Origin of the sequence: Cohaesibacter intestini (assembly GCF_003324485.1) — a bacterium.
GTDB lineage: Bacteria > Pseudomonadota > Alphaproteobacteria > Rhizobiales > Cohaesibacteraceae > Cohaesibacter > Cohaesibacter intestini.
Genome location: NZ_QODK01000001.1, coordinates 1 through 26,183, shown reverse-complemented (window position 1 = coordinate 26,183; position 26,183 = coordinate 1). Strand labels below are relative to the sequence as shown.

Here is a 26,183-nt window from a genome sequence, read left to right as displayed (position 1 = left end):
AAGACGACGTCATGCCCGTTTTTGATGGACGATGTCAGGAGACCAGACGGCTCCTTGAGCATCACAGGGGACGATCGTCCATCGTATGCCCGGTTTTCACATAATAGATCGTTTCAGCGATGTTGGTTGCATGATCTCCGACGCGTTCGAGATGTTTGGCAGCAAACAGCAGGTTGGTGCAAACGGTGATGTTGCGTGGATCTTCCATCATGTAAGTGAGGAACTCACGGAACAACGAATTGTACAGGGCATCCACTTCACGGTCCTTCTGGACCACGGCCAATGCCACATTCTCGTCGTGGGCGGTATAGGCATCCAGCGTCCGGCGCAGCTGGTCAAGAGTGATCTCGGCCATATGCTCGATGCCGTGCATCAACTGCTTTGGATGGCTGCGGCCTTCCAGAGCCAAGGCGTTGCGGGCAATATTCTTGCCCAGATCGGCAACGCGCTCCAGATCGATGGAAATGCGCAGGGCTGCCACAATCTCACGCAAGTCCTTCGCCATTGGTTGGCGACGGGCGATGGTGAGAACGGCTTTCTCTTCGATTTCCTGATCCAGCTTGTTGATGAGCGCATCCTTTGCGACCGTTGCATGGGCCGCACTCATGTCCATGCGGACCAGAGAACTAACAGCTTCTTCCACCATGCGCTCTGCATGGCCACCCATTTCGGCAATGCGGCCGGTCAGCTCGCGCAGGTCGTCATCATAGGACGAGACAATATGATCAGACATTCTTGGTATTCCCCTGATAGTCGCTCATTTGGCGGCCAGAATGTGCTGATTCCAGCCTGCCGCGAAGTCAAAAAGCTTAGCCGAAGCGGCCGGTGATATAGTCCTGCGTCCGCTGATCTTTCGGGTTGGTAAAGATCATATCGGTTTGGCCTTCCTCGACGAGATTGCCAAGATGGAAGAAAGCGGTGCGCTGAGACACACGGGCAGCCTGCTGCATGGAGTGGGTCACGATGACGATGGTGTAATTCTCGCGCAATTCGTCAATCAGCTCCTCAACCTTTGCCGTGGCGATCGGGTCAAGGGCCGAGCAGGGCTCATCCATCAGGATGACTTCCGGGCTGACCGCGATGGCGCGCGCAATGCACAGGCGCTGTTGCTGCCCACCGGACAGGCCGGTGCCTGGCTCATCAAGGCGGTCCTTGATTTCTTCAAACAGACCGGCCTTCTGCAAGGAAGAGACGACAACCTCTTCCATCTCTGCCTTGTTGCGGCAAAGACCGTGAATGCGCGGGCCATAGGCCACATTCTCGAAGATGCTCTTGGGGAATGGGTTGGGCTTCTGGAACACCATGCCAACGCGGGCACGCAGCTCGACCACATCCACCTTTGGGTCGTAAATGTCACTGTCGCCAAGCTTGATGGCGCCGCCGACGCGACAAATGTCGATCGTGTCATTCATCCGGTTCAGGCAACGCAAGAAAGTCGACTTGCCACAGCCGGACGGGCCGATCAGTGCGGTGACCTGATTTTCTTCGATCTTCAGATCGACATCGAACAGAGCCTGCTTCTCACCATAATGGACGGTGACTTTCTCGCCGGACATCTTGATCGGCTTCGCACGCGCGGAGGCGTTCTGAATATTCGGGTTGGTATCCTGCATGGTCAATGCTTTCACTATCCTGTTCGGGGCTCGCTTGTTCTGAACTCGATTGACCTGTGGTCATCGGCGAGCGCGGGAATAACGTTGGTTCACGGCGTCGCTGACTACCAGCGACGCTCGAAGCGGCGACGCAGAAGCACCGCAGAAATATTCATCAGGGCGAGGAAGCCCAGAAGGATCATGATGGCAGCCGAGGTGCGCTCGACAAAGGCGCGTTCCGCTGCACCGGCCCACATGTAAATCTGGACCGGAAGGGCGGTCGCCGGATCAAACGGATTGACTGGAAAATCCTTGACGAACGCCACCATGCCGATCATCAGCAACGGTGCGGTTTCCCCAAGGGCCTGAGCCAGACCAATGATGGTGCCGGTCAGAATGCCCGGAGAGGCAAGGGGCAGCACATGGTGGAAAATGGCCTGTGTCTTGGATGCGCCAACCCCGAGGGCCGCTTCCCGGATGGACGGTGGAACCGCCTTCAAGGCAGAGCGGGTGGCGATGATGATGGTCGGCAGGGTCATCAGCGTCAAAACGAGACCGCCGACAATCGATGCGGACCGTGGCAGACCGGCAAAGTTGATAAAGACGGCCAGACCCAACAGGCCAAACACGATGGAAGGCACCGCAGCAAGGTTGTTGATGTTGACCTCGATCAGGTCGGTCCAGCGATTTTTGGGTGCAAACTCTTCCAGATAGATCGATGCAGCCACCCCGATTGGCAGAGCCAGAACCAGAACGGTGATCATCATGAAGATTGACCCGACAACCGCAACCCCGATACCGGCCGTCTCGGCACGGGACGAAGCGCCGAAGGTGAAGAGGCCGGTATTGAACTTCTTGTCCATGATGCCCCGTTCGCGCAGATCGTCGATCCAGCCAATTTGCTGGTCGCTGATTTGGCGACGGCTTTCAGGAATGTCGCGGGAAATCTGTCCCTTGACGAAGCTGTCGACATCCCCGTCGGCCAAAAGCCACATGGTTTTCCGGCTGCCAATCAGCGAAGGATCGTTGAGAACCATGTCACGGATTTCAATGGCGGCACCACGGGAAATCAGCTTTTTGGCTTCCCGCATTTCCTTGCGCTTGGTCTTGTCCTTGGGATCAATGCCCAGAGCGCGATAAAAGGCCGGCTCAATAATCTTGTTGTAGCGAATGGCCCGCTGCAATTCACTGCGGGACCGGTTGCCCGACGGGTCGATAACCTGCTCGTCAAGATAAAGATCGAGGCGGACCTGGGTCTGTTCAAAGGCGGTATAGCCCTTTGAGACGATCGACCAGAACAGGATGATCAGAAACAGGATGCCCATTGCGATCGCTGCAACCCCGCCCAGACGGAAGCGCGTTTCCGACGCGTAGCGTTTCTTGAGACCGACCTCGCGATGGGCAGTTTCAACAACCGAGTCGACTTGATTTGGTGTGGTATCAGTCATCAGTCATACTGCTCCCGATATTTGCGCACGATGTGCAAGGCAAAGACGTTGAGCCCTAGCGTGATACAGAACAGGGTGATCCCCAGAGCGAAGGCAACAAGGGTCTGCGGCGAGGTGAATTCAAGGTCACCGGTCAACTGGCTGACAATCTTTACTGTCACCGTGGTCACGGCTTCGAACGGATTGGCGGTCAGGTTGGCGGCAATACCCGCAGCCATCACCACGATCATCGTCTCGCCGATGGCGCGTGAGGCGGCCAGAAGGATCGAGCCGACAATGCCCGGCAGGGCCGCAGGCAAGATCACCCGCTTGATGGTTTCCGATCGCGTGGCGCCCAGACCGAGCGATCCATCACGCAGCGACTGCGGCACCGCGGTGATGATGTCGTCCGACAGGGACGAGATGAACGGGATCAGCATGATACCCATCACGAAACCGGCCGTCAGCACCGAGTTGGCCGAGATGGTCAGGCCGATCGAAGCACCCGCATCGCGGAAGAATGGGCCTATCGTCACGAGAGCGAAGAAACCGTAAACGATGGTTGGGATACCGGCCAGAATTTCCAGCAGAGGCTTGGCTGTAGCCCGCACCCGCTTGGTGGCATATTCCGCCATGTAGATGGCGGCGAACAGACCGATTGGTACAGCCACCAGTAGGGCGACCATCGAAATATAAAGCGTACCCCAAAGCAGCGGAATGAGGCCAAAGGTGCCGCCTTCTGAATCGACCTGACGGCCAACTGACGAGAAACGAGGGTCCCAAGAGGTTCCGAAGAAGAAGTCCAGCGGATTGACATGGCCAAAGAAGTGGATTGCCTCGAACAGCATCGAGAAGACGATGCCGACCGTGGTAAGGATGGCAATCGATGAGGCCAGGATCAAGGCAACCTTGACATTGGCCTCAACCAGATTGCGGGCCCGCAAGGCTGGCTGGATGCGACGATAGGACAGAAACAGACCAAGAAACAGCAACAGCGCAATGCCGCCATACATCACATAGCTGGTCAATTGTTTGACCTCATTCAACCGATAGGCGGTATGAACAACGGTCTTGTTGACATTCTCTGCAAGTGCGACGCCATATTTTGCAAGGGTTGGCCGCACTGCAATCAGGCCACTGCGCAGCTGGATCCGTTCGTGTTCGGACAGGTAGGTCAGGCCATCGGCGACATTGCTGACGACGCCAAACATCAGAGCCCGACGGGTATCGTGGGCTTCATACTCATCCTTGTCAGAGCAGATTTTCGGCTGGTCTGCGTCCTGTTCCCCTTCGATGCCGCCCATTGCATGGGAACAGGCCTGCATGTAGCCAGTCCGCAATTCGGTATCGACCACGGAACTGTTGACAATCGGCTGAGCAATCATCACAGCCACCATGAAGACGATAGCTGGGAGCGCAGTCCAGATTAGAACGTAGGAACCGTAATATCCGGGTCGTGAATGGAGAGCTGACACATTTCCGTCGACGCTGGCTATGGCGCGGCTGCGCCCGAGAAAGGATCCCACCAGTGCGAAAACAAAAATAGCAGCCAGAAGCCAAAGCGGGCTCATAGCGACCTGTCCCTTGAACAATGCGTTAGTGACGCAGTTTCAACTCTGAGATTTCTCCGGTCTGCCCCATCTGTTTCGCGTTTGCCCCCGCGCAACGAATGTCAGGCCAAGGCCGGAAAACGCCTCAATGAAGGTTCCTGACGGCGGGCATGGTGTCGATTGCCAGCGCCTGTCAGAAGGCTCAGCCGAATGGCAAGAAGCGGCTGAAATCTGGGTACAAAAAAGCCATGCGCGCATCGCGCGCATGGCCAGACGGCAACCCTTAGAGGGTTTTGCCTTCTTTGATCGCAGCGTGGATCGCATCACGCTCGGAAGCAGGAGCAGGAACCAGACCATATTCAGCGGTTGGAGAACCTTCACCGGTCATGTCGTCGGACATGAAGAAGTCAACATACTCTTTCAGGCCAGGAATGACGCCCAGATGCGCTTTCTTGACATAGAAGAACAGAGGACGGGACACAGGATAGGTACCATCAGCGATCACGGCAGCGTTTGGAGCGATACCGGACATGGTCGCAACTTTCAGCTTGTCGGTGTTGTTTTCGTAGAAAGCAAGACCGAAGACGCCGATGCCGGTTTTGTTGGAGTCGATGCGAGCAAGGGTTTCGGTATAGTCGCCGTCAATGTCGACAGACTTGCCGTCTTTACGAACCTTGAAGCACTCTTTGGCAGCTGCTTTTTTGTCCAGGCCGGAAGCCATGTACAGATCGAAAGCGCCAGCGGCTTTACAGCCAGCTTCGAGAACCTTGGTTTCGAACACTTCACGGGTACCGTGCTTTTCACCAGGGATGTAAGCAGCGATTTCCCACTCTGGGAAGGAAGCGTCGATTTCGGACCATTTGTTGTTCGGGTTGTCAACCAGCTTGCCGTCAACAACGGTTTTTGGTGCCAGAGCGTTGAACCAGTGGATTGGTTCGAATGCAAAGTCAGCGCCATTGATGTCAGAAGCGAAGACAATGCCGTCATAACCGATTTTGACTTCAACGATTTCCTTGACGCCATTTTCGCCGCAAGACTTGACTTCGGAATCTTTGATTTTGCGCGAAGCGTTGGCAACGTCAATGGTCTCTGGGCCGGTGCCTTTACAGAATTCTTTCAGGCCAGCGGAAGAGCCACCAGATTCAACGATTGGGGTTTTGAAGTCTGGGTAGTTTTCACCGAAGGATTCAGCAACGATGGTTGCGTAAGGAAGAACGGTGGAAGAACCGGCAACCTGAACCTGATCGCGGGCCTGAGCAGCGGTGCCGGCGAGAATGGTGGTTGCAGCAAGAGCAGCTACACTAGCAAAAGAAGCAAATTTCACGTGACCTCTCCATAAGTCAGTTTTTTGAACGGACAGGTCTTCTATGACCCAACATGACCGTTCTTGATAGGTACGGGCGTCTTGGCATCGGGCACGAAATGTGCGCTCGCAAAAGCCGTCAATCGCTCGAGACAGGCGGACCCTATCGCTCGGATGTGATGGGTATATGACACTTATATTTCAGTATTATGACAATTTAAGAGTCTGTATTTGTTGGAGAATTTTTTGGATAGTCATTTTACTGTCACAAAGTGTCAATCTCTGTGACAGGGAGTCGCACGTCAAAGGTCGCACCTTCCCCTGCCTTGCTCTCAATCAACAACTTGCCACGATGGCGAGTCAAAATATGTTTGACGATCGCCAACCCCAGACCAGTGCCCTTTTGCTCACGCGATGAGGCAACATCAATGCGATAGAAACGCTCGGTCAGGCGTGGCAAATGCTCTGCCGGGATTCCGGGGCCGAAGTCTCTGATTTTCACCGAATAATAGGATTTCCCGTCGGCTGGATCATCCAGAAGGTTGCAGAGAATTTCAACGCGCTTACCGCTCTGACCATATTTGAGGGCATTTGAGACCAGATTTTCAAACACCTGAACCAATTCGTCCCGGTCCCCCGACACCCAGCGATTGACAGAACAGTCACAGGGGGTGATGGCAACATCATACTCCTTGGAGAGCGGGGTCAGGGCGTCGGCCACATGGCGCACGATTTTGCTCAGATCCACCCGCGTGTCAGGCTGAACATGGGCTTTCATTTCAATCCGCGACAGGGACAACAGATCCGAGATCAGCCGTGACATCCGTTCGGCCTGATCGAGCATGATGCCCAGAAAGCGCTCGGTTGCCACCTTGTCGCCACTGGCAGGCCCTTGCAAGGTTTCGATGAAGCCAATGACAGACGCCAAAGGCGTGCGCAATTCATGGCTGGCATTGGCCACGAAGTCGGCCCGCATCCGCTCGATATTCTTCTGCTCGGTCTGATCATGCAACAACATCAAGATAAAGTCCGGGCTTTCCCCGGCTGGCTGGTCGCCGGACAGATGGATCGGCGTCACCCAAGCCTCGTAAAGCCGCTCGCTGTGGTCTTTAAGGGAATATTCCACCTTCTGCATCTGCCCGCCATCCAGCACATGATCCAGCGCCGCCAGCATGTCCGGCTGGCGGATGCGAAAGGACAGGGGGTCCCCTTCCTTGACATTGCCGAAGATGGTCGAGCCAGCCTGATTGGTGAACCGCACGATGCCGCGCCGGTCAAGAATGAAGCAAGGGTCCGGCAGTGCAGCCGCCAGCTTGCGCATGTGAATGTCCGGCATCATGGTCAGGCGGCGTGCTTCGGCTCGCACCTTTAGCCTCGTCACCTTGGGGCGTCGCGGCAGGATCATGGTTGCCAAGACCACAGCGCCCATGACAAGCGCGACATGGAGAAGCTGGATCTGGTCCTGAAGATGCAGCCACAACAGGCCTATGGCCGCAACCACCAAGGTCCAGCGAGCGTGCGCCAACCGGTTCAGGGGACCGCTATCCAGAATATAGCCATTGGCGGCAGCATCATCCGGCGTCAGTCTTCTTTTCTCAGGGGTCATTCTCGTTCAATCCATCCAGAAGCGTGGCAGAAACAGCACCAGTACGGTTAGCAATTCGAGGCGCCCCAACAACATGCCAAAAGAAAGCAACCATTTTGCAACATCATTGAGCGGCTGGAAATTGCCTGCCGGACCGATGATATGGCCGACACCTGGCCCGACATTGGCAATGGCCGTGCCTGCCCCCGACAGGGCGGTGACAAAATCCAGACCGGTGAGTTGTAGCAATATGCCGAGCACCAGAAAACTCAGAACATAAAGGAAGAAGAAGCTCATCACCGCGACCGAGACACTGTCATCAAGCGGATAGCCGCCATAGCGCTTGACGAAAACGCCATTGGGGAAGACGATCCGGTTGATATGCTGCTTGATCACCTGAAACATCACCTGCAACCGGAAAATCTTGAGGCCGCAAGCCGTTGATCCCTGACAGCCGCCGATAAACATGATGAAGAAGAAAAAGGCGATGGTGAACGGCCCCCATGCCTGATAATCGGTCGAGGCATATCCGGTGCCGGTCATGATCGAGACCACATTGAAGGCTGCATGGCGCAAGGCTTCGCCGCCCTGAAACAGGCCGGACTCGATGGCATAGAAGGCCGCGATCGAGGTGAAAAAAGCCAGCAGACCGAAAAAGGTCAACACTTCGGAATCCGAAAACAGGCGCCTGCTGTGGCCGCGCAGTGCCTGAATATACAGAATGAAGGGCAGGGAGCCGATGATCATGAAGATGATGGCGATGATTTCGATCTGGGCACTGCCATAATGACCGATGGAGGAATCGTGCGAGGACAAGCCGCCTGTGGCGACCGTTGTCATACCATGGACGACCGCATCCAGCGCATCCATCCCGGCAGCGTGATACAGAATGCTGCAAAGCGCGGTAAAGACGATGTAAAGAGCCGTCAGTCCAGCCGAAATCTGCGTCGCCCGCGGCAGGATCTTCTCCGCTGTGCTGAAGGCCTCTGCCTGAAACAGCTGCATGCCACCCACCTGCAACATCGGCAGGACGGCAATTGCCATAACGATCACACCCAACCCGCCAAGCCATTGCAGAATGCCCCGCCAGAGCAGAACGCCTGCCTGCATTTGGTCAAGGCCTGACAGGACGGTCGAACCGGTGGTGGTGATTCCCGACATGCTTTCAAAGAAGGCATCCGTATAGCTTGGGGCGGCTCCTGACCATAGAAGCGGCAAGGCCCCAAAGGCCGCCAGAGAAAACCAGGACAGGACCGTCATCACAAAGGCCTGCCGGAGGGTGAAGTCCACCTTGCCACTCCGCGTTGCCAGCCAAAGCCCGCCGCCGACAAAGACCGTGATTGCGCCTGAGGTGGCAAACACCCGCCATTGCGGGTCGCCAATGGCGAAATCGACGAGGGCGGGCAGGAACATGGCTGCTCCCAGCACGGAAAGCAGTGCGCCGATCACCAGCAAGACAGGCCTTACATCGAGCAACATCTGGGAGCAGTGCCTTCCTCAAAGAGACAATCTTGTCACAGCTGGCCGCGAAGGGCCATGTGGACAGGGTCAGTTCAGTGTGATGCTTCGGTTCGGGATATCAAGCGAAAAGGACGGGATGATCACCTCAAACAGCGAACCATCCTCTGCTTCCATCTGAAAATGTCCCGACATGATACCGGACTCGCTGTCGAGCGGACATTGAGAGCTGTAGGAGTAAGAATCGCCTGCCTCGATCAGCGGTTCTTCGCCGACGACCCCACGGCCGCGCACTTCCTGAAGGCGGCCTTGCCCGTCGATGATTCGCCAATAGCGTGACCGCAACTGGACATCGCTCTGTCCCAGATTGCTGATTTCGATGTGATAGGCCCAGACATGGTGGCCTTTTTGCGGTGAAGAGCGGTGGGGCTGATATTCCGTTTCAACCATCACCTGCACCGAATCTGTTATCGCTTTATAGGTATACACGCTTTATCCTCGGGAGCGGTCGCCTGACGGTCTGCCCATCATTTGGTCGCCATGATTTCCCGTCGAGTCAAGACAGAGAAACCAATGGACTTCAAGTGTTTCTAGCGAAAAAGTTATCAAATGTGCATGGCAATTTGGTTGGCCAAGCCCCTTATGAATGACAAAGCCCCCGGACTGGCCCTTGGTTCAGTCCACGAGACACAAGCGCCCCAAGACTGAGCTGCATGGAAAGTGACGATTATGTTTGACGCCCGCCTGCGCCGCTTCATCGATCCACCGATGAATGAAACCGGACGATGGATTGCCCGAAACGGCATCACGGCCAACCAGATCACCAGTCTTGGTTTGCTGCTGGGGGTCCTGGCGGGAGTTGCGATTGTCATGGAGGCCTACTGGCTGGGTTTGTCGGTGTTGCTGGTCAGTCGGGTTATGGATGGTCTTGACGGTGCGGTGGCCCGCGCCAGCCGCAAAACCGATCTGGGCGGCTATCTCGACATTGTCTTCGACTTTATATTCTACGGCCTCATCCCGCTGTCCTTTGCCTTCGCGCGTCCGGAAGACAATGCCCTGCCGGCGGCCGTTTTGCTAATGGCTTTCTATGCCAACGGGGCAAGTTTTCTGGCCTATGCGATCATGGCCGAGAAGCGCCAGATCAGCACCGAAAGCCATGGATCCAAGTCGCTCTACTTCACAGGTGGATTGGCAGAGGCCGGTGAAACATTCGCTGTTTTCGCCGCCTTTTGTATTTTCCCCGACCATTTCGCTCTGATCGCCTATGTCTTTGCTGGCGTTACTGCTATCACCACCATTTCGCGGATCGTGCTGGCGACCAGAGTGTTCAGCCATGATGATCTGTCAGACGAGGATACGTCCCGGACATGAAGCTTTCTCACTGTGCAATCGATGGTTTGACCTTCGCCTTTTACAAGGCGCGGGGCGATTTTCAGAACAAACTCGTTCGTTGGTCGACCAGATCGCACTATTCCCACTGCGAAGTGATCTTCTCCCTTGCGGAGTTGGAGCAAACGGTGCTGTGTCATTCCTCCTCCTCGCGAGATGGAGGCGTTCGGTCCAAGGACGTGTACTTGCATCCGGACCATTGGGATCTGGTTCATCTGCCCCTATGTTTCTTTGATCCCGAACGGGCGGATCGCTTGCTGACAGAATCTGCCGGCGCGCGCTATGATTATCCCGGCATCCTGCTCAGCCATGTCTTCTCTCTCAATCGCCATTCTGAAAGCCGCTGGTTCTGCTCGGAATTCTGCGCGGCGCTGATCGGGATCCCGAACCCGCATACCTACAGCCCGCAGGCTTTGTATGATCTACTCATCTATTTGCGGATCGAAACCGCAGCCCTGTGGGCCGATGATTGCCAACAAAAGCCAGTGGCAGGTGAGGCATCTGGCAAAGGGGCTGACAAAGTGTCCGGCAAAAAACAAGCCTGCGGCTGTCAAGCCAAAGGGGCCTGATCCCTTACGGCAGGATCAAATGCCCATCGTCGCCAATCGGGAAAGCCCCATGAGCGATTTCCCACAAGTAGCCATCCGGATCGGCAAAATGACCTGAATAACCACCCCAAAAGGTATCCTGCGCCGGTTTCTTGATGCTGCCGCCTGCTGTCTCTGCCAGCGTCAGCACGCCATCCACCTCAGCTCGCTCGCGGCAATTATGCGCCAACACGATGCCACAGGCCCCCGCTTTGGGTTTGAAATCAGGGTCGGGCAGTTCCTCTGCCATTTTGTCGATCGGATAGAGCGCAAAAACCGTCCCGGCTGTCTTGAAAAAGGCAATGCCGTCCTCTGGCTTGTAACCCGTTTCCCAGCCCAGCCCGTCGCGATAAAAGGCGACCGCGCGCTGAAGATCATCCACGCCCAACGTGACAATTGAAAGTCTCGGTTCCATATTGATCCCTCATTCTCTCTGGTTTGTCGCCAGCCTAACAGATCACAGCGCGCGTGTCAGACGAAGAAAACAAAAAGGGAACAAAAGGCGCGATCTTATATTGGAGTATAGAATGATTTTCTTGAGTTTCGGACGCATGGTGTCAGATAGGGTAACTGAACCCAACTAAGAACTGAATATTGGAATTATTTTTCCTCCATCGCGATGACTCTAAGATAGCCTTTCTTGCGTTTTTTGGCATCAGATGCACAATGGGCCGCAACGAACAAAGGGGATGTCGTCAGGGGCATCCAGAACAAAAACAGTTCCCGCACACTCCCATTCCTCCCGAACCCCAGCGCGATTGCGGTGCGGCCTCTGGCTGCGACCCGATCAGGAGAAGCATAATGAAACATTTGATGACCCTCGCCCTGGCCGCCTTTGGCCTGTTGACCGCGCCGGTTGCCGCTGCAACCTTTGGCCCGCTGGTTTCCCCGCAGACCCTTTCGACAACCGATGCCAATCCGCTGATCATCGATATTCGTGGCAAAGGCAAAGACGGCGTCAGCCTGTTTGAGCAGGGCCATATCCAAGGGGCTGTGAATGCGCCTTACGGCCTGTTCCGTGGCACCAAGGAAAATCCCGGCAAACTGGTCTCCCCGGAGCATCTACAAAAGGTACTGCGTGAGATCGGCGCCACCAAGGACCGCGCCACAGTGATTGCCTATCAGGGTGCCAACATCTCCGACTTCGGTGCCGCTGCCCGTGTTTACTGGACGCTCAAGTCCGCCGGTTTCAAGGATCTGTCCATTCTCAATGGCGGCCTGAACAACTGGACGGAAGCCAGCCTTCCACTGGCCAAAGGGGCAGCAAGCCTGACCCCGAGCACCATTGAGGTCACCTTCTCCAGCCAGTGGCTGGCGACCACCGATGACGTTCTGAAAATCGTCAATGGCGAAGAAAAAGCCCGTCTGGTCGATGCCCGTCCGGAAGAATTCTGGAAAGGCGAGAAGAAGCACCCGGCAGCCGCCAAACCCGGCACTCTGCCGCAGTCGGAATATTTCGTCCATTCCAGCTGGTTCGACAGCAAGCCGGTCATCGCGGACGCTGCCAAAGCCAAGGCGCTGGCAGCCGAAGCTGGTTTCAAAAGCGGCGAACAGCTGGTCAGCTTCTGCAATACCGGCCACTGGGCTGCCACCAACTGGTTCGCCCTGTCTGAACTGGCGGAACTGGACGATGTGAAACTCTACCCAGATTCTCTCGTTGGCTATTCCAATGCCGGTCACGACATGGCCAACACCCCGGGTCTGTTCCAGACCCTCATCAAACAGGTAACGGGCAGCTAATCCGGTGACTGATATCACAGCAAGCATCGAGCCCCCGAAAAAGGGGGCTCGCATTCTTTCAGGTGCGGCCCTTGGCGGGGTGGCCCTGTTTTTCATTCTGGCTCTCATGGCCTCCGCGGGCGTCCGTTATGGCTTGGTTCTGGCCATCGGCATCGGCTTCGGTCTAACGCTCGAAGGCTTGCGCTTCGGCTTTGCCGGTCCATGGCGGGCGATGATCCTACGCCGCGAACCTGCTGGCCTGATTGCCCAATTGCTGGCCATTGCTCTGGTGGCACTGGTGGCCTTCCCGCTGCTGGCGGGGGACAATCCCGAATTGATCGGTGCCCACGGGGCTGTGGGCTATGCCATGGTTGGTGGAGCCTTTGTCTTTGGCATTGCCATGCAGTTGGTCTTGGGCTGTGGCTCTGGCACCTTGGTCAATGCGGGCAGTGGCAATCCGGTCAGCGTCGTCGCTTTGCCCTTCTTCGTCATCGGTGCCTTTGCTGGCTCTTACCATCTACTCTGGTGGAATGGTCTGGGCTCCCTGCCGTTGATCGTGCTTGAAGGCACCACCGGCCTTGGCATCACCCTTGCTGGCCTTGCCCTGATCGGCCTTCTGGTCTGGGCTTTGGCCCCTAGGGAAGCCCGCAAGATCCCGCGTCGTCTGATCATTGCCGCTCTGTTGTTGGCCGCTTTGGCTCTGGCCAACTTTGTCGTTGCCGGGCAGCCATGGGGCGTCGTCTATGGCCTTGGCCTTTGGGGGGCAAAAGTCTCCACCGCCTTGGGCGCGGACCTGTCTGCCTCGCCTTTCTGGGCCAACGAGGTGCATCACGAACGGCTGATCAGCAGCCTGCTGACCGACTATACCTCGCTGACCAATCTGGGCATTATTCTTGGAGCCTTGATCATTGCCGTCTGGCGTTCAGGTCTTGGGGCGCAAATCCCCAAACTGCCACTCAAGGCATGGATCGCCACCATTGTAGCGGGCTTCCTGCTGGGCTACTCCTCGCGCCTTGCGCTGGGCTGTAATGTCGGGGCCTTTTTCTCGGGCATTTCCACCGGCAGCTTGCATGGCTGGGTCTGGTTCGCCACCGCCTTTGCTGGTTCCTGGGTCGGCATCCGCCTGCGCAAACCCTTTGGATTGGAGAGCTGATGATGGCCATTTTTGTGACAAGCCGTGCCATGGCAGCTTTTGCCACCTTTGCCGGACTGGCGGCCATTTTGGCGGTCGATCTGTCCAACAGCAAGCCGCTCAATCCTTACAGCGCACCCGCAGCCATCGCCTTGGGTTCGAACGAAGCCGCCAGCGGAGCCTTTTGCGCTTTGGTGCCGCCCAGCAAATAAGCGGCGCTGACATCATCAGACAAAAGAAAAGCCCGGAGGGACATCCCTCTGGGCCTTTTTGTTTGGGGGCAAGACCTGCTGGATCAATAGGTTTCCAGCGTGTGAAGCTGATCCGGTGCGACCGAATAGCGGGCCTTCTGCTCGTCGGTCAGCGGCACCGCCTTGCGCGTTTCGGCGCTGATCGGCACCCACAAGGTGCGTGCCTTGGCCAGCAATTTACCATCATTGCGGCGCAGAATATGGGTGAAGCGCTCGAAATGCCGATTTTGCCGCCCGCCAATCCATGTGCGGGCATAGACATCATCTTCAAGGAAGGTCTGTCTTTTATATTCGATCTCGTGCTTCATCACGACCCAGAACAGGCTGTTAAATTCATGCGGACGCGCCACATGACCCCAGTGGGTCACCGCCGCATCCTGCACCCAACGCAAATAGACCGTATTGTTGACATGGCCCAGCTCATCGATATCAGAGGGCTGAATGGTGATGTCGAGTTCAAACGGGATTTTCGGGTCGGGAAACATGAACCACCTGCTAATCTGATCAAAGCTCCAATCTGGCGAAGATAACCGCAAAAGCAAGTGGGTATTTTGTCCCACAAATGCCCTCAAAGACGCGCCAGAGCCTGCTCGAAATCGTCCCACAGATCTTCGACATCCTCCAGACCGACCGACAGGCGCAACGTGCCTTGGCCAATACCAGCGGCGGCCAACTGATCATCATCCAAACGCTGGTGGGTGGTGGTGGCCGGGTGTGTGATCAGGCTTTTGGCATCGCCCAGATTGTTGGAAATCTTGATCACTTTGAGGGCATTTTCCAGCGCAAAGGCCTTGCCCTTGCCGCCAGCCACATCAATCGCCACCATGGTTGAGCCACCGCGCATCTGCCGCTTGCAGAGTTCCGCCTGCGGATGGTCGTCACGGCCCGGATAATAGATCCGCTCGATCGCCTTGTGACCGGCCAGCCGATCGGCCAGCAATCCGGCGCTGCGGGTCTGTTCCTTGACGCGCAGCGGGAAGGTTTCCAGACCCTTGAGCATCACCCACGCATTGAAAGGCGACAGGGATGGGCCGGTATGCCGATGAATGTCTTTGAGTTCTTCTTCAATGAATTGCTCGCTGGACAGCACCACACCGCCGAGACAACGCCCCTGACCATCAATATGCTTGGTGGCCGAATAGATCACCACGTCGGCGCCGAGCGCCAGCGGGCTCTGCCACAGGGCGGTGGCGAACACATTGTCCACCACCAGCCGCGCGCCAGCTTCATGAGCAATGGCCGCAACGCCAGCAATATCAATCACCGAGAGAACCGGGTTGGTCGGGCTTTCAAGGAAGCAGGCGCGGGTGTTTGGCTGCATCGCCGCTTTCCATGCATCAAGATTGGTGCCATCGACCAAAGTGCATTCCACACCAAAGCGCGGCAGCAGCTCGCTGACAATATAAAGGCAAGAGCCAAACAGGGCGCTGGCCGCAACCACATGGTCGCCCGCCTTGACGCAAGACAGCATCGCTGCCGTCACAGCCGCCATACCCGAGGCCGTCCCACGCGCCGCTTCTGCCCCTTCGAGCAAAGCCATCCGCTCTTCAAACATCGAAATGGTCGGGTTGGCATAACGCGAATAGACATAGCCGGGTTCTTCGCCCTTAAAGCGGGCTTCCTGGCTTTCGGCGCTGTCATAGACATAGCCCTGCGTCATGAACAGAGCCTCGGATGTCTCTCCCCACTGGGACCGCATCACGCCGCCATGGACCATCTCGGTGGCCGGACGAAGGGTGGAAGGCTTTTTGGTCTCTGACATCACACAATCCTGTCTCTTCAAAGCCGGGAGCAGATACACAAAACCCGGCAACGCTTGTTAAAGCACGACCGGGTTCATCTCTTCGTCCCCCGGCCTTTTAGCATCCTTATTTAACGTGGCGGCAAGCCGACCGGCTCAAATGACCACGAAGTAGATTGCTTATAGGAGGAAAGGGCAGGGCTGTCAACAAATTGGCGGTTTGAACAAAAAAGAGAGGCAACCATGGTTGTCTCCCTTCAGAAACGGTTTCAAATGGCGTCTATCTCACCCGAACCAGCCCTTGACCTTACCCCAGATCGAGTTGTCCGGTGCGGCCTCGGCCGAACCCTTGACCACGTCGGCGCCTTTCAATTCCGGCAGGTCTTCGCTTTCAAAATGCTCTTCATCGGCTTTCACAGCAGCTTTTTCAACCACCGCATCGGTGACCACAGAGGCAAAGCTCTTCATTTTGGCGAGCGTTGCCGGGCCAGCCATGCCGTCAACATCAAGGCCGTTTTCTTCTTGGAATGCCATCACCGCCTTGCGGGTGCCAGCACCAAAAATGCCGTCCGCTCCGGTGCCAAGATCTTCCTGCATGGCCTTGACCGCAGCCCCGCGTGAGCCGACCCGCAACAGAACCAGCTCATGCAGCCCCATAGCGGTGAAGGTGTCCGGCCCGGCAATGCCGTCAACGGCCAAGCCGTTGGCTTCCTGAAACGCCCGGACCGCTTTCTCGGTGCCCGGACCAAAATCCCCGTCGGCATCAATGCCGAGTTTTTCCTGCAACCGCTTGACCGGTGCGCCTTTCAGGCCCCGTTTCAAAATGGACATTGATCTCTCCTCTGCTCGATCAAATGGCAATGATAATATGAGTGATGAAAACCGATTACATTGCGTGCGACTCGCACCCGCCCGCGAAACTCCGTAAGCACAATAACGGTTGTCAGAATTGCGGCAAGAGATATGTGTGAGGAGAGCATCATCAGGGCGTCCCAAACAGACAATCTGCCACTTACTGGCGAAGTTCGCGATTGCTCCTCCTCTCTCCCCTTGCTACACACAATCAAATCCACTCCATCCTGCAAGGCCCGATCCATGAGCGCTCTTTCCTTTCCCGGCACCGGTATTTTGAATGATGCAGACATTGCCGCGCTGGTCGAGGCGGGGGCGATTGGTTTTGATAGGCCACGGGACGCTGACCAGATCCAGCCAGCCAGCCTTGATCTGCGCCTCGGTTCCACCGCCTACCGAGTGCGGGCCTCGTTCCTGCCCGGTCCCAACCGCACGGTGAAAGAGCGCCTTGATCACCTGCAGCTCCACCAGATCGATCTGAGTGAAGGGGCGGTCTTGGAGACCGGTTGCGTCTATATCGTGCCGCTGATGGAAAGCCTGAAACTGCCCGACTTCATTGCCGCCGCTGCCAATCCGAAAAGCTCGACCGGCAGGCTCGACATTTTCACCCGCATCATTGCTGACAGGGCGCAGCAGTTCGACAAGATCCCCAAAGGCTATCAAGGCCCGCTCTATCTGGAAGTCAGCCCACGCACCTTTCCCATTTTTGCCCGTGCAGGCTCGCGCCTGACACAAATCCGCTTCCGGCAGGGTCGGGTGGTGCTGAGCGACGAAGAGCATCGCGCGCTCCATGCCACTGAGACACTGGTTGCCAGCCAGACCCCTTTCATCGCCGATGGCATTGCGGTCTCGATTGATCTGGCTGGCGAGGGCATTGTCGGCTACCGTGCCAAGCGCCATGCCGCCGTCATCGATGTTGACCAGCGCGATGCGCTCGACATGCTTGATTTTTGGGAGCCGATCCCGGGGCGGGGCAGGGGAGAGCTGATCCTTGACCCCGATGAATTTTACATTCTGGTTTCCAACGAGGCGGTCCATGTGCCACCGCTCTATGCCGCCGAAATGGTGCCTTTTGATCCGCTGGTCGGCGAATTCCGCGTCCATTATGCGGGCTTCTTTGATCCCGGCTTTGGCCATTCCAAGGTCGGTGGCTCCGGCAGCCGGGCCGTGCTGGAAGTGCGCAGTCACGAAGTCCCCTTCATTGTCGAGCATGGCCAGATCATCGGCCGCCTCGCCTATGAGAAGATGCGCGCGCGCCCCACTGCGCTTTATGGCTCTGGCATCGGCTCGAACTATCAGGCACAGGGCCTCAAGCTCTCCAAGCATTTCAAGGTGGTCTGATGGCCACACTGAAGACCATAGAAACCGAGTTCTATGCCGAACTGGAAGAGAAAAAGTCCCGTTTTCTTGCCTTTCTCGTACCCATCGACCAGTTCGAGGCTCGGCTCGAAGCCCTGCGTATCGAGCATCGCAAAGCCAGCCACCATGTCACAGCCTTCCGGCGCATACATGACGATGACCATATCGAGGAAGGGGCCAAGGATGATGGCGAGCCGGCAGGCACCTCCGGCATGCCGATGCTCAAGGTGCTGATTGGCCGCGAGTTGATCGATTGTGGGGTGATCGTGGTGCGGTATTTCGGAGGTACCAAGCTGGGCGCAGGCGGACTGGCCAGAGCCTATTCCGGCGCAGCCAGCCGGGCGATCGATGCCGCACAGCTTGTCGTTTGGCAGCGCCTGATGCAATATACGGTTAAGGGCCGCTTCGATCAGACCGCCGATCTGGAACGCCAGATCAGTCTCCTCGGGCTCGACGTACAAGACCGTCACTATACCGAAACCGGCGTCGATATTCTGGTCGAGGGGCCGGAAGCGCAAATCGAAGCCATGAAAGACTTTCTGCACGAGTTGAACCTCTATTGAGGGAACGGAACCGGTCATCCCGCCGCAGGGTCATTTGTCGCACAGGCTCAGTAAATCAAATTTAAAGCTTTTGGTTGCATAACCAATGGGCGTTTGCTCCACCTTGCCCAAAAGGCTCTATGGCCGCCCAAACGCGCAGAAGATATGAGTTTACACTTGCTTATGATTATTGTGTGAGTATCGGAGCGCCCGTGCGTCACTGTTTCGGGAGCCAAATATAGCGATCTGACTGTGTAGGTTGCAGTTGCTCGATATGCAAAAGATGATGAGAGCGAAAGATGATGGAATTGAACGTTTCCGAGGATTTTGATTTCCAATCCGAGGAATATTCAGATCTGTATACCCAATCTGATTGCACCGCCTTTCAGCATCCTGTCTGGCAAACCGCCATGCAACAGCATGTGCGCAAACAAATCGGCCTGCGCAACAAAACCCTGCAATTTCGCTGTAAGAAGAGCGGTCAGCTTGTCGGCATATTGCCTCTTGTCGCCCGCAAGAAAATGGGCACCAACATTCTTGAATTTGCCAATCTTGGATTGGTTGATTACGCCCTTCCCACTTTGCATACCAATTTCTGGCAATGGGTTCCGAACCCCTCCACCCTGAGTGTCGAGCTTGATCGGGTGCTGGGCCGCTATGACATGCTGCGTATCAAGCATATGCCGTCGAACGATCCGAACTTCCTGCGCTTGTTGCCCAACGCCTGTATGGAGCGAGCCAAATTCAGCGCCCATGTCGCGGAATTGGGCAGCGACTATGACAGCTGGCGGACGGACGTCATTTCCAAGGCTGAGCGCAAGAGCCGCGACAAGAAACGCCGCGCCATGATGCGCAATGGGGATTGGCAGATGAATCGCCTGACCGATCCCGCCGATATCACCGAGGCCTTCAACCATCTCAAGCTCTATCACAAGGAGCGTTTCGCGGATCGCCCTGGCAAGGACATGCTTCAGGATGGCAGCAGTTTCCGCTTCTATGTCGATCTTGCCTGCCATTCGGCCGAGTCAGGCTTCTCGCGTACCTATAGTTTCACCTATGACGGCGATATCGTTGCTGTCCAGTTTGGATTGCATGACGGCGACCGCTATCTCTATTTGATCATGGGCGTGGATTATGAGCGCATGGGCAAATACTCACCCGGCCTGTTGATGACCGAGGACATTATTCGCGATTGCATTAAGGACGGTATCAAGACCTTCGATCTGACGGTTGGCGATGAACCCTACAAGGCGAAATTCGGGACCAAACCCGTAGCGATCTATACCCTGTGGCACGCCTCTTCCATGCTTGGAACCATGGGCCGAACGGTCGCTGATCTGATGCACAAACAGAAGGTTGGCAACAACCTCCTGCGCTGGATGTCCAATTAACACCGCATTGTGCGTCAATCAGGCCCCGGAAACAGGGTCACCGGATCCCCGTCCTGCCAGACTGGCCATCTCCTGAAAATCGACGAAAACAGCGCTGACTGTTCATGGCCCTGAAGCCATGCAAGCAGACGCGGCGGCACGGCATCATCAAACCAGTCTCGATCGGTATTGGCAAATTGCCGTACAAAGGGGAACAAAGCAATATCGGCCAGCGCTATCCGGTCTGCAAACAACTGATCATGCCGCATCAGACGGTCGATCAGTGGACTGAGCGCTGTCAGGGCCAGGTCCCGTTCCGTCTTTTCTGACACATCCTCATAGCGGGTCGCATATTTGTAGCGGTCCAGATGGTGCTTGAAACCGCCATCCATCTCGGCAATCAAATCCAGCATCTCGGCCCGCTTGCCGGCTTCAGGTGTGAGCCAGCCCTGTGGATCATGCTGATCAAGAGCCCAGAGCATGATGTCGAGGCTTTCGTCAATCACGGTGCCATCGGGCAATTGCAGCACCGGAATGGTGCCCTTTGGTGAAATTTCCAGCATATGGGCCGGTTTGGCCCTCAGCACGATCTCGCGCAGCTCCACGGTGATGCCGGATGCCCACAATCCCATCCGTGCCCGCATGGCATAGGGGCAGCGGCGAAAGGAATAAAGCAGCGGGCGGGTCATCATCATCGTCCTTTCGGCACGTCAGTCGACAGAAGGCCGTGTCAGCCTTTGCGTTGCTCGGCGAGCAACTGTTTCAACTCGGCTATCTCACCCCGCATCGCCCTGACTTCCAGCATCACGGTCGATGTTTCTTCATGCAGAGCGGCGCGGTCGGCCTCGGCTGTGGCTTCATGTTCGGACTGCATGGCCGAAACAATGATACCGATAAACAGATTGAGCACCGTGAAAGAGGTCATCAAAATGAAGGGCACAAAGAACAGCCAGGCCAACGGATGAGCCTCCATGACCGGACGGACGATCCCCATTGACCAGCTTTCCAGCGTCATGACCTGAAACAGGGTATAGGCGGATTCGCCAATTGTGCCGAACCAGTCAGGGAATTCCGTGCCGTAAAGCTTGGTCGCCATCACCGCAAAGACATAATAGAGCAGACCCAGCAGCAGCGAAATCGAGCCAAGCCCCGGCAAGGCCTCAAGCAACGCGCCGACGACGCGTCGCAAAGAGGGAACAAAGCTGATCAGCCGCAAGACCCTGAGGACCCTCAGAGCACGCAGCACGGACAGGGCGCCAGTGGTGGGCATCAGGGAAATCGCCACCACGACAAAGTCAAAAATCGACCATGGGTCAGTGAAGAAACGCAGCCGGTGGACAATCAGACGCAAGGTGATCTCAATGACGAAAATCACCAGGATCGACTTGTCGATGAAGTGAAACAACGGACCGAACATGTCAAGCGCGGCCGGCCATGTTTCGAGCCCCAGCGTGATGGCATTGAGAATGATCACCGCCGTGATGGCCATTTCAAAGGTGCGGGACGCCAAAATGGTCTTGATTCGATCAAGCATCGCGAAAACCCTGTCTCTCAAATCAACAATTATCAATTGAACTCATATGGTGCTGATTTGCTTTCTTTCCAGCAAGTGTGCTCCATTGCAAGCATTTTGCTGCAAAAATAAGGGCTTTTACCAGCTCAGAAGGCCGAGCGGTCTCATCTGTCAAAAATATGTCAAAAACCCTGTGTGACACCCTTGAGATAAAAACCCAAATGCTCGATATTGCACGCACTCAGCGGGTGTAGCTCAATGGTAGAGCAGAAGCTTCCCAAGCTTACGACGAGGGTTCGATCCCCTTCACCCGCTCCATCTATTTTTCAATGGCTTAGAGACTATTCTGGTAACGCTCATAGTTGCGGTTTTCAAATAGTTTTCAAAGGGTTTTCACGGCTTGTTCTTTCCCAAGCCTTCCCTTTTTCGCAAAGCAGCTCTTGCGCGAGCAACCTTGGCTGTTTGCTTTTCGGAGCCACGATTGTATCGGCCAGTCATTTTTATGTCCGAATGGGTAGCGTGCTGACGTGCATGTTCGATATTTGCATCGGCATCCATTGCCTCTGTAATACCGCCGGCTCGATAATCGCGTGACCAGATTTTGTCTGGCAAACCAGCGGCTTGTGCAATTTCACGATATTTCCTTGCAAAATGGCGATGGAAATACGGACGTCCTGCATTCTCATCAATGATGATTGGGCCTGTCCTTTTCTCAGTAGGTATTTTCTCGAGTTCCTGAACAAGCAACGGGTATTCATCAACGATCCATTTGCCGGTTGCGCCGGTCTTGGACGTGTCGATTGTAAGAACCCCGTTTTTTATGTCCTGCCAAACTAAACCATCTTCCCAGCGTTTGCCGTGAGCGATAATCCCTCCCTCTTCGTCACCAATAGGTGCCCACTGACCAATCACATTTGATTGACGCATGGTCAATTCGAACATAATTGCTTGGGCCAATGCTATAGACGGTCGGCCATGTCTATGAGCTTCTTTTATGAACGCAACGACTTGATGATATTCTGGAGCCTCCTTGCGCGGGGCTGGGCCTTCGATCCGCAGCTCTGACAGAATCGCCTTGAAGTCGGCACATCCATGCAAGCGAAGCATTTTTCCAAAGGACACAATCCTCCGAAGGTGACGAACTAGGCCTTGTGCTCTTCTAAGGCGACGAGGACCTCGTTGAGATGCCGGTTCGCTAGCTTTCTTATGCCATCTGATAACATCTGCACCCGTAACTTTGTCTATCCGACGCTTTCCAACCGCAGTGATCAGAACTTTTGCTTCTATCAGATAAGCGTGTTGGGTGCTGTATTTCACTGCCTGAAATGGACTGTTTGGGTGAGTCTCGTAGATCCTTGAAAGGCTCTCGATTGTTCCGTCATATCGTTTGGGATTCTTGCGACCGTTCTTAAGCCAGTCTTTGAGCTGAACGGTGAATGTTTGGCAGAGTTCGGGCCTTTTGTCGGCTGCAACAGAGGTCAGGTTTACAGATTGATCAGGATAATCTTTAACTCTGGGGTTACCAGAAACGGCTCTGGTTGCCCTCCAATAGTAATAAACTGACCCATTCTTCTTTTTGGTCTTCAATAGACCGGGGCTATCACTCATTCCAGCTTTCCTCTCCGTCTAATGCTGACATTGGTTGCTGCTCAATAATGCCGTTGCGAAGGTCCAAGAAAGCCTTCACGGCAGGGAAGTAATACATTTTAAAAATCGGATCTTTTTCGGGAAAACCGTGTGGAAGCAGAGCCTTAATAATCGCTCGCCCTTTGTCGTTTCCGACGCCCAGCAGTTCACAAAGTTGGCGGTCGTTTACGTAAAGATGTAAGTATTTTTCCTGCATTGGCCTTTCTCACTATTTCAGATTAGATAAAGCTCGAAGACCCAGGAAAAATGGAATTTCAGGTATCTATTCACCGTTGGTTTCGAGCTTCCGATGTCAGGGAAGTGGGTCCATTTGACTGGATAGAAAAATGGAATTTGAAACTTTTTTCGACTTCTGATCTGCCATCAAAAAAGAAGCGCAGTAAATGGGTTCGAGAGTTGCTTGATCAAAAAAGAAATTTCAAAATTATTGCTAAATAATTGAAATAAAAAAGAAAATTAGTTTCTTAAGGGGGCGTCTAATCACGCTGGTTTCTACTCTTTGATGACGCGAGTTTCTGGTTTTAAAGTCTCATAGTGCTCGAAGGCAGAAAATTTTTTTTGAAAAATCTTATGATTTTCGCCGGTTTAGCCGCTGACGAACAGTTGAGTGTTACAAACTGAAGCGCGTCAACGTCGTCGATTGCCTGAATCAGACAGGGGCGTGGTTCTAGCGGTCATTGCTGATCGTCATCAAGAGACGGGGTACGGAATAACACCAAGCCACCACAAGACAGAGTATGCTTCCAATTGTCGGGTTCTGACGAAGATGAGATGCAGGTTTTGAATAGCATGACTTTGGCCGTTTGAGTGAGAGTAGACACCAAGGCTTTCTTCTTGGTCCTGCGATCGGATCAACCGCGGCTTCAAAATTGACAGCCGCGTGTGAACCGGTCGCTTGGGCGAATAGCTGAATATTTGTCGTCGCCAGTGAATTTGGTGTGCACCCCAATTAGGGTGCTGCTGTAGGCGGTCCGTTGGGCCGACCTGAAGTGTTCTATAGCCTCTCAAAGAATGATATGCGCTGGGAGCCCAAATCCTTGATGGCAGACTGAGTGGCTTGTTGGGCCTCTTCACGAGGGGGCCGAAAGCCGTGCCTTAAGTTTGCATGATTTTTTACCCGAGCAAGTCGAGGGAATATGGAGCGGGGAGTGAGCTTGCCATGCCCAACTTCTTTATGCGTTGGTGCAACATAAAGCTGTCTGTGTGACCATTGGCAGCTCTATTGAATCGATGCCTGCAACTCCCCCCTCTCTGCTGGCAACGATGCGCCAAACCGGAGGGGGGAGTTGCCCGTTTTGGGGAAATTAGACCTGCCACTTATATAGTGGGGGTTTCTCTGTTGCTGTTTTGGTTAGAGTGATAGAGGGCAGGGTCGGCTTTTTATGAGTGCCCTTCTTTTGGGTGTTTTCGAGATAGCGAGCCGCCGCCATGTCGATATTGACCTGAACGCGCGCACGAATTGCATTGAAGTGTAATCTGTCTTGATCGATCAAGCGCCCAATAACTGGGGAGGCAGCCCCGTTGCTTTTGAACCCTTCATGGTCGAGGGCAACGGTAATTCTGAGGTTGCTGTTAAATGCCGTTGGTGATCTTAGCCCCGCGGCAACCAAGGCAATTGGGTTCGAGATGTATGTTTGAAGAGATGACTTGCATTTGGTCTCGCGTTTTGACCCACAGATGAGGGTGGCAAAGCGCACTCCGCTGACGCAGCGGATGTCTTGAACAAGACAAGGACGTGGTTCTTGATCGAGCCGCTGCCGCGTCGCGTCGATCGGGAAGGGGAATAGAATGACATCACCCCATTTGAGTCTGTCTTTCCAGTCATGACAGGATTGGCGAGTCTGGCGATTGGAGATGGCCTTGATGAGCATCAGTTTGGATCCTTATAATTTGAAACCTAATTGACGCCTGTCTTTGCCTTTTCCGGAGAGGATCGGATCATAAGCGGCGTCACCAAGGCTGCCGCGAATGATCAGACCTCTCTGTTTATTTACTTTCTTGGTCTCTGGATTTGATGCCTCAACATATGCCTTGGCTGTTTCCAGCGAGCCAAGCAATCAATTATGTGGCTCATGGGAATAGGGAGCAGGAATGATCACCTGATCACGTTTTCTCGGATTTTTGCAGGATTCTTCGAAAAACCATTGCTGAGCCCAAAGGCAAGTTTTCCGATCAGCCAAAACCTTCTGAGGTGAACGAACGGATCGAAGACGATATTGACCTGCAGAATTTAGCCGGCCAATTACCGGTGTAGCGCCAAAACGCATGCCGAAACCTGAATGAAGAACTGGGACAATGATGCGGTGGTTGGTGTCAAAGGAAATTGGTTCAGCAAGCCCAGCCTCATTTAGTGAAGATTTGTTGGTAATCTGGATATCAAAGGGGCGCGGCGGCGCGGCTACAACTGTTGTTCCGGCGGTAAGAACGACATACATGTCTCCACTGACATAAATAATTTCGAGAACAAGATAGGGGGTAGGATTGATTAGTTTATCGTGATTTTTGAATGCCGAGGGGTGCGCAAAAAGGGCGATATCGCCACGACTGATGGTATTGATCCATTTGCTTTCTTTGTAGGTGGAATGATTGGTTGCAACGGCCATGTTTATGGTTCCTTATAAAACTGAAAACAGACGCCTGTTGCTCTTCTTTCCAACTTGATGGTTCTGATCGGCGCGGCGTCATTCCGGCTGCCGTGCCAATCTGAACTCCATGGCTTCCAACAAAAAACACCCCCTTTCAAACCAATGAAAGAGGGCGTTGTTCGTCAGGCGAGGCGTAGGTCAACAGTTTTGAAAGTGCGCTTCTCAATAAATGCCAGATAGGCATCTCCTCACTTTCATGCCGCGATATCCCGCTGGGTTTTGTGGCCTTATAGATCCCATACAGGATTTGGTTGCTGCTGCCCTTGAGAGCGATAATGCTCTCAGGTGGATCAACCCGAAGAGGAGTAGCAACCAAATCCTGTATGGGATTTATTAGAATGTTATTCAGTTCTATGTTAACTGAGTGCTGTCACATAGATTGAATCCAGACTAACCCGTCTTATGCATGAAGGTCGGGAATTTGGCTGGCGAATGTAGTGTAAATGGTTGATTTGTTGTAGGATTTGGTTGCTTACACCTATCCATTCCATCTCGCACACACAGCCACATTCGCCATGACC

Annotated in this window: 27 protein-coding genes, 1 tRNA gene and 1 riboswitch; of the genes, 10 read left to right on the top strand and 18 right to left on the bottom strand. The window is 54.7% G+C overall.

What is annotated here, in order from left to right; genetic code table 11:
* Positions 1-61: 61 nt before the first annotated feature.
* From phoU to apaG, 8 genes are all read right to left on the bottom strand, one after another.
* Complete coding sequence (gene phoU / locus DSD30_RS00135; protein ID WP_114007595.1) at positions 62-733, bottom strand: phosphate signaling complex protein PhoU; 672 nt, start codon at positions 731-733, stop codon at positions 62-64.
* A gap of 76 nt (positions 734-809) precedes the next feature.
* Entirely contained in the window at positions 810-1,613 is an 804-nt protein-coding gene (gene pstB, locus DSD30_RS00130; protein WP_114007594.1) for a phosphate ABC transporter ATP-binding protein PstB, read from the bottom strand.
* Positions 1,614-1,717: 104 nt separating this feature from the next.
* The gene (gene pstA, locus DSD30_RS00125) at positions 1,718-3,040 is read right to left on the bottom strand and encodes a phosphate ABC transporter permease PstA (protein WP_114007593.1); all 1,323 of its coding nucleotides are present in this window, start codon (positions 3,038-3,040) and stop codon (positions 1,718-1,720) included.
* A complete protein-coding gene (gene pstC / locus DSD30_RS00120) occupies positions 3,040-4,590 on the bottom strand; it encodes a phosphate ABC transporter permease subunit PstC (protein WP_114007592.1) in 1,551 nt (516 codons plus the stop codon). The genes pstA and pstC overlap by 1 nt, the downstream gene beginning before the upstream one ends.
* Before the next feature lie 262 nt (positions 4,591-4,852).
* Positions 4,853-5,893, bottom strand: a complete 1,041-nt coding sequence (locus DSD30_RS00115) for a substrate-binding domain-containing protein (RefSeq protein ID WP_114007591.1) — start codon at positions 5,891-5,893, stop codon at positions 4,853-4,855.
* Between the two features lie 244 nt (positions 5,894-6,137).
* On the bottom strand, positions 6,138-7,478 hold the full coding sequence (locus DSD30_RS00110; protein WP_114007590.1) for an ATP-binding protein: 1,341 nt from the start codon (positions 7,476-7,478) through the stop codon (positions 6,138-6,140).
* A 6-nt stretch (positions 7,479-7,484) separates the two neighbouring features.
* On the bottom strand, positions 7,485-8,936 hold the full coding sequence (locus DSD30_RS00105; RefSeq protein ID WP_171022020.1) for a TrkH family potassium uptake protein: 1,452 nt from the start codon (positions 8,934-8,936) through the stop codon (positions 7,485-7,487).
* 69 nt (positions 8,937-9,005) lie between these two features.
* Entirely contained in the window at positions 9,006-9,404 is a 399-nt protein-coding gene (gene apaG / locus DSD30_RS00100; protein WP_198662753.1) for a Co2+/Mg2+ efflux protein ApaG, read from the bottom strand.
* A gap of 240 nt (positions 9,405-9,644) precedes the next feature.
* On the opposite strand from apaG, the gene DSD30_RS00095 reads away from it, so the two are divergent.
* Positions 9,645-10,286 (top strand): CDP-alcohol phosphatidyltransferase family protein, encoded by a 642-nt coding sequence (locus DSD30_RS00095; RefSeq protein ID WP_114007588.1) that lies wholly within the window; start codon positions 9,645-9,647, stop codon positions 10,284-10,286.
* Positions 10,283-10,873 (top strand): hypothetical protein, encoded by a 591-nt coding sequence (locus tag DSD30_RS00090; RefSeq protein ID WP_114007587.1) that lies wholly within the window; start codon positions 10,283-10,285, stop codon positions 10,871-10,873. Before DSD30_RS00095 ends, DSD30_RS00090 begins: the two co-directional genes overlap by 4 nt.
* Before the next feature lie 4 nt (positions 10,874-10,877).
* Here DSD30_RS00090 and DSD30_RS00085 read toward each other — a convergent pair whose 3' ends face one another.
* Positions 10,878-11,306, bottom strand: coding sequence for a VOC family protein (locus tag DSD30_RS00085; RefSeq protein WP_114007586.1), 429 nt, complete (start codon positions 11,304-11,306; stop codon positions 10,878-10,880).
* Between the two features lie 386 nt (positions 11,307-11,692).
* Between DSD30_RS00085 and DSD30_RS00080 the strand changes: the two genes are divergently transcribed.
* From DSD30_RS00080 to DSD30_RS00070, 3 genes are read left to right on the top strand one after another with little or no spacing between them, the layout of a single operon-like run.
* A complete protein-coding gene (locus DSD30_RS00080) occupies positions 11,693-12,631 on the top strand; it encodes a sulfurtransferase (protein WP_114007585.1) in 939 nt (312 codons plus the stop codon).
* A gap of 4 nt (positions 12,632-12,635) precedes the next feature.
* Positions 12,636-13,763, top strand: a complete 1,128-nt coding sequence (locus DSD30_RS00075; protein WP_198662752.1) for a YeeE/YedE family protein — start codon at positions 12,636-12,638, stop codon at positions 13,761-13,763.
* Positions 13,763-13,954 carry a hypothetical protein gene (locus DSD30_RS00070; RefSeq protein ID WP_198662751.1) on the top strand — a complete coding sequence of 64 codons (192 nt, stop codon included), beginning with the start codon at positions 13,763-13,765 and terminating at the stop codon, positions 13,952-13,954. The genes DSD30_RS00075 and DSD30_RS00070 overlap by 1 nt, the downstream gene beginning before the upstream one ends.
* Positions 13,955-14,037: 83 nt before the next feature.
* On the opposite strand, the gene DSD30_RS00065 is transcribed toward DSD30_RS00070, so the two are convergent.
* The 3 genes from DSD30_RS00065 to DSD30_RS00055 all read right to left on the bottom strand — a co-directional run bounded on the left by DSD30_RS00065 (position 14,038) and on the right by DSD30_RS00055 (position 16,565).
* A complete protein-coding gene (locus tag DSD30_RS00065; protein WP_114007583.1) occupies positions 14,038-14,478 on the bottom strand; it encodes an acyl-CoA thioesterase in 441 nt (146 codons plus the stop codon).
* An 83-nt stretch (positions 14,479-14,561) separates the two neighbouring features.
* The gene (locus DSD30_RS00060) at positions 14,562-15,755 is read right to left on the bottom strand and encodes an O-succinylhomoserine sulfhydrylase (protein ID WP_114007582.1); all 1,194 of its coding nucleotides are present in this window, start codon (positions 15,753-15,755) and stop codon (positions 14,562-14,564) included.
* A gap of 77 nt (positions 15,756-15,832) precedes the next feature.
* Positions 15,833-15,912: riboswitch (SAM riboswitch) on the bottom strand.
* 107 nt (positions 15,913-16,019) lie between these two features.
* The gene (locus DSD30_RS00055; RefSeq protein WP_114007581.1) at positions 16,020-16,565 is read right to left on the bottom strand and encodes a peptidoglycan-binding domain-containing protein; all 546 of its coding nucleotides are present in this window, start codon (positions 16,563-16,565) and stop codon (positions 16,020-16,022) included.
* Positions 16,566-16,829: 264 nt separating this feature from the next.
* Here DSD30_RS00055 and DSD30_RS00050 point away from each other — a divergent pair, with 264 nt between their 5' ends.
* From DSD30_RS00050 to DSD30_RS00040, 3 genes are all read left to right on the top strand, one after another.
* Positions 16,830-17,927, top strand: coding sequence for a 2'-deoxycytidine 5'-triphosphate deaminase (locus tag DSD30_RS00050; RefSeq protein WP_114007580.1), 1,098 nt, complete (start codon positions 16,830-16,832; stop codon positions 17,925-17,927).
* Positions 17,927-18,508 (top strand): IMPACT family protein, encoded by a 582-nt coding sequence (locus DSD30_RS00045; protein WP_114007579.1) that lies wholly within the window; start codon positions 17,927-17,929, stop codon positions 18,506-18,508. The genes DSD30_RS00050 and DSD30_RS00045 overlap by 1 nt, the downstream gene beginning before the upstream one ends.
* 278 nt (positions 18,509-18,786) lie before the next feature.
* Positions 18,787-19,878, top strand: a complete 1,092-nt coding sequence (locus tag DSD30_RS00040; RefSeq protein WP_114007578.1) for a GNAT family N-acetyltransferase — start codon at positions 18,787-18,789, stop codon at positions 19,876-19,878.
* 14 nt (positions 19,879-19,892) lie between these two features.
* Here DSD30_RS00040 and DSD30_RS00035 read toward each other — a convergent pair whose 3' ends face one another.
* Positions 19,893-20,546, bottom strand: coding sequence for a glutathione S-transferase (locus DSD30_RS00035; protein ID WP_198662750.1), 654 nt, complete (start codon positions 20,544-20,546; stop codon positions 19,893-19,895).
* 41 nt (positions 20,547-20,587) lie between these two features.
* A complete protein-coding gene (locus tag DSD30_RS00030) occupies positions 20,588-21,391 on the bottom strand; it encodes an ion transporter (protein ID WP_114007576.1) in 804 nt (267 codons plus the stop codon).
* Between the two features lie 223 nt (positions 21,392-21,614).
* Here DSD30_RS00030 and DSD30_RS00025 point away from each other — a divergent pair.
* Positions 21,615-21,688: transfer RNA gene (locus DSD30_RS00025), tRNA-Gly, on the top strand.
* Positions 21,689-21,763: 75 nt separating this feature from the next.
* Here the strand turns inward: DSD30_RS00025 and DSD30_RS00020 are convergent.
* Complete coding sequence (locus DSD30_RS00020) at positions 21,764-22,978, bottom strand: site-specific integrase (RefSeq protein WP_114007575.1); 1,215 nt, start codon at positions 22,976-22,978, stop codon at positions 21,764-21,766.
* On the bottom strand, positions 22,971-23,213 hold the full coding sequence (locus DSD30_RS00015) for a winged helix-turn-helix domain-containing protein (protein ID WP_114007574.1): 243 nt from the start codon (positions 23,211-23,213) through the stop codon (positions 22,971-22,973). The genes DSD30_RS00020 and DSD30_RS00015 overlap by 8 nt, the downstream gene beginning before the upstream one ends.
* 50 nt (positions 23,214-23,263) lie before the next feature.
* On the opposite strand from DSD30_RS00015, the gene DSD30_RS21450 reads away from it, so the two are divergent.
* On the top strand, positions 23,264-23,455 hold the full coding sequence (locus DSD30_RS21450; RefSeq protein ID WP_157967486.1) for a hypothetical protein: 192 nt from the start codon (positions 23,264-23,266) through the stop codon (positions 23,453-23,455).
* 866 nt (positions 23,456-24,321) lie between these two features.
* Here the strand turns inward: DSD30_RS21450 and DSD30_RS00010 are convergent.
* Together DSD30_RS00010 and DSD30_RS00005 are read right to left on the bottom strand one after the other, a co-directional pair.
* A complete protein-coding gene (locus DSD30_RS00010; protein WP_114007573.1) occupies positions 24,322-24,888 on the bottom strand; it encodes a hypothetical protein in 567 nt (188 codons plus the stop codon).
* A 186-nt stretch (positions 24,889-25,074) separates the two neighbouring features.
* Positions 25,075-25,620 carry a hypothetical protein gene (locus DSD30_RS00005; RefSeq protein ID WP_114007572.1) on the bottom strand — a complete coding sequence of 182 codons (546 nt, stop codon included), beginning with the start codon at positions 25,618-25,620 and terminating at the stop codon, positions 25,075-25,077.
* Positions 25,621-26,183 lie beyond the last annotated feature (563 nt).

Excerpts from the sequence above, each read along its gene's own strand:
- pstB (WP_114007594.1), bottom strand. The coding sequence starts at position 1,613 with ATGCAGGATACCAACCCGAATATTCAGAACGCCTCCGCGCGTGCGAAG.
- DSD30_RS00040 (WP_114007578.1), top strand. The coding sequence starts at position 18,787 with ATGATGGAATTGAACGTTTCCGAGGATTTTGATTTCCAATCCGAGGAA.
- DSD30_RS00050 (WP_114007580.1), top strand. The coding sequence starts at position 16,830 with ATGAGCGCTCTTTCCTTTCCCGGCACCGGTATTTTGAATGATGCAGAC.
- DSD30_RS00045 (WP_114007579.1), top strand. The coding sequence starts at position 17,927 with ATGGCCACACTGAAGACCATAGAAACCGAGTTCTATGCCGAACTGGAA.
- DSD30_RS00080 (WP_114007585.1), top strand. The coding sequence starts at position 11,693 with ATGAAACATTTGATGACCCTCGCCCTGGCCGCCTTTGGCCTGTTGACC.
- phoU (WP_114007595.1), bottom strand. The coding sequence starts at position 733 with ATGTCTGATCATATTGTCTCGTCCTATGATGACGACCTGCGCGAGCTG.
- DSD30_RS00105 (WP_171022020.1), bottom strand. The coding sequence starts at position 8,936 with ATGTTGCTCGATGTAAGGCCTGTCTTGCTGGTGATCGGCGCACTGCTT.
- DSD30_RS00095 (WP_114007588.1), top strand. The coding sequence starts at position 9,645 with ATGTTTGACGCCCGCCTGCGCCGCTTCATCGATCCACCGATGAATGAA.
- DSD30_RS21450 (WP_157967486.1), top strand. The coding sequence starts at position 23,264 with ATGGAATTTCAGGTATCTATTCACCGTTGGTTTCGAGCTTCCGATGTC.
- DSD30_RS00055 (WP_114007581.1), bottom strand. The coding sequence starts at position 16,565 with ATGTCCATTTTGAAACGGGGCCTGAAAGGCGCACCGGTCAAGCGGTTG.
- DSD30_RS00010 (WP_114007573.1), bottom strand. The coding sequence starts at position 24,888 with ATGCTCATCAAGGCCATCTCCAATCGCCAGACTCGCCAATCCTGTCAT.
- DSD30_RS00020 (WP_114007575.1), bottom strand. The coding sequence starts at position 22,978 with ATGAGTGATAGCCCCGGTCTATTGAAGACCAAAAAGAAGAATGGGTCA.
- pstC (WP_114007592.1), bottom strand. The coding sequence starts at position 4,590 with ATGAGCCCGCTTTGGCTTCTGGCTGCTATTTTTGTTTTCGCACTGGTG.
- DSD30_RS00065 (WP_114007583.1), bottom strand. The coding sequence starts at position 14,478 with ATGTTTCCCGACCCGAAAATCCCGTTTGAACTCGACATCACCATTCAG.
- pstA (WP_114007593.1), bottom strand. The coding sequence starts at position 3,040 with ATGACTGATACCACACCAAATCAAGTCGACTCGGTTGTTGAAACTGCC.
- DSD30_RS00070 (WP_198662751.1), top strand. The coding sequence starts at position 13,763 with ATGATGGCCATTTTTGTGACAAGCCGTGCCATGGCAGCTTTTGCCACC.
- DSD30_RS00060 (WP_114007582.1), bottom strand. The coding sequence starts at position 15,755 with ATGTCAGAGACCAAAAAGCCTTCCACCCTTCGTCCGGCCACCGAGATG.
- DSD30_RS00090 (WP_114007587.1), top strand. The coding sequence starts at position 10,283 with ATGAAGCTTTCTCACTGTGCAATCGATGGTTTGACCTTCGCCTTTTAC.
- DSD30_RS00035 (WP_198662750.1), bottom strand. The coding sequence starts at position 20,546 with ATGACCCGCCCGCTGCTTTATTCCTTTCGCCGCTGCCCCTATGCCATG.
- DSD30_RS00015 (WP_114007574.1), bottom strand. The coding sequence starts at position 23,213 with ATGCAGGAAAAATACTTACATCTTTACGTAAACGACCGCCAACTTTGT.
- DSD30_RS00110 (WP_114007590.1), bottom strand. The coding sequence starts at position 7,478 with ATGACCCCTGAGAAAAGAAGACTGACGCCGGATGATGCTGCCGCCAAT.
- DSD30_RS00030 (WP_114007576.1), bottom strand. The coding sequence starts at position 21,391 with ATGCTTGATCGAATCAAGACCATTTTGGCGTCCCGCACCTTTGAAATG.
- DSD30_RS00085 (WP_114007586.1), bottom strand. The coding sequence starts at position 11,306 with ATGGAACCGAGACTTTCAATTGTCACGTTGGGCGTGGATGATCTTCAG.
- DSD30_RS00005 (WP_114007572.1), bottom strand. The coding sequence starts at position 25,620 with ATGGCCGTTGCAACCAATCATTCCACCTACAAAGAAAGCAAATGGATC.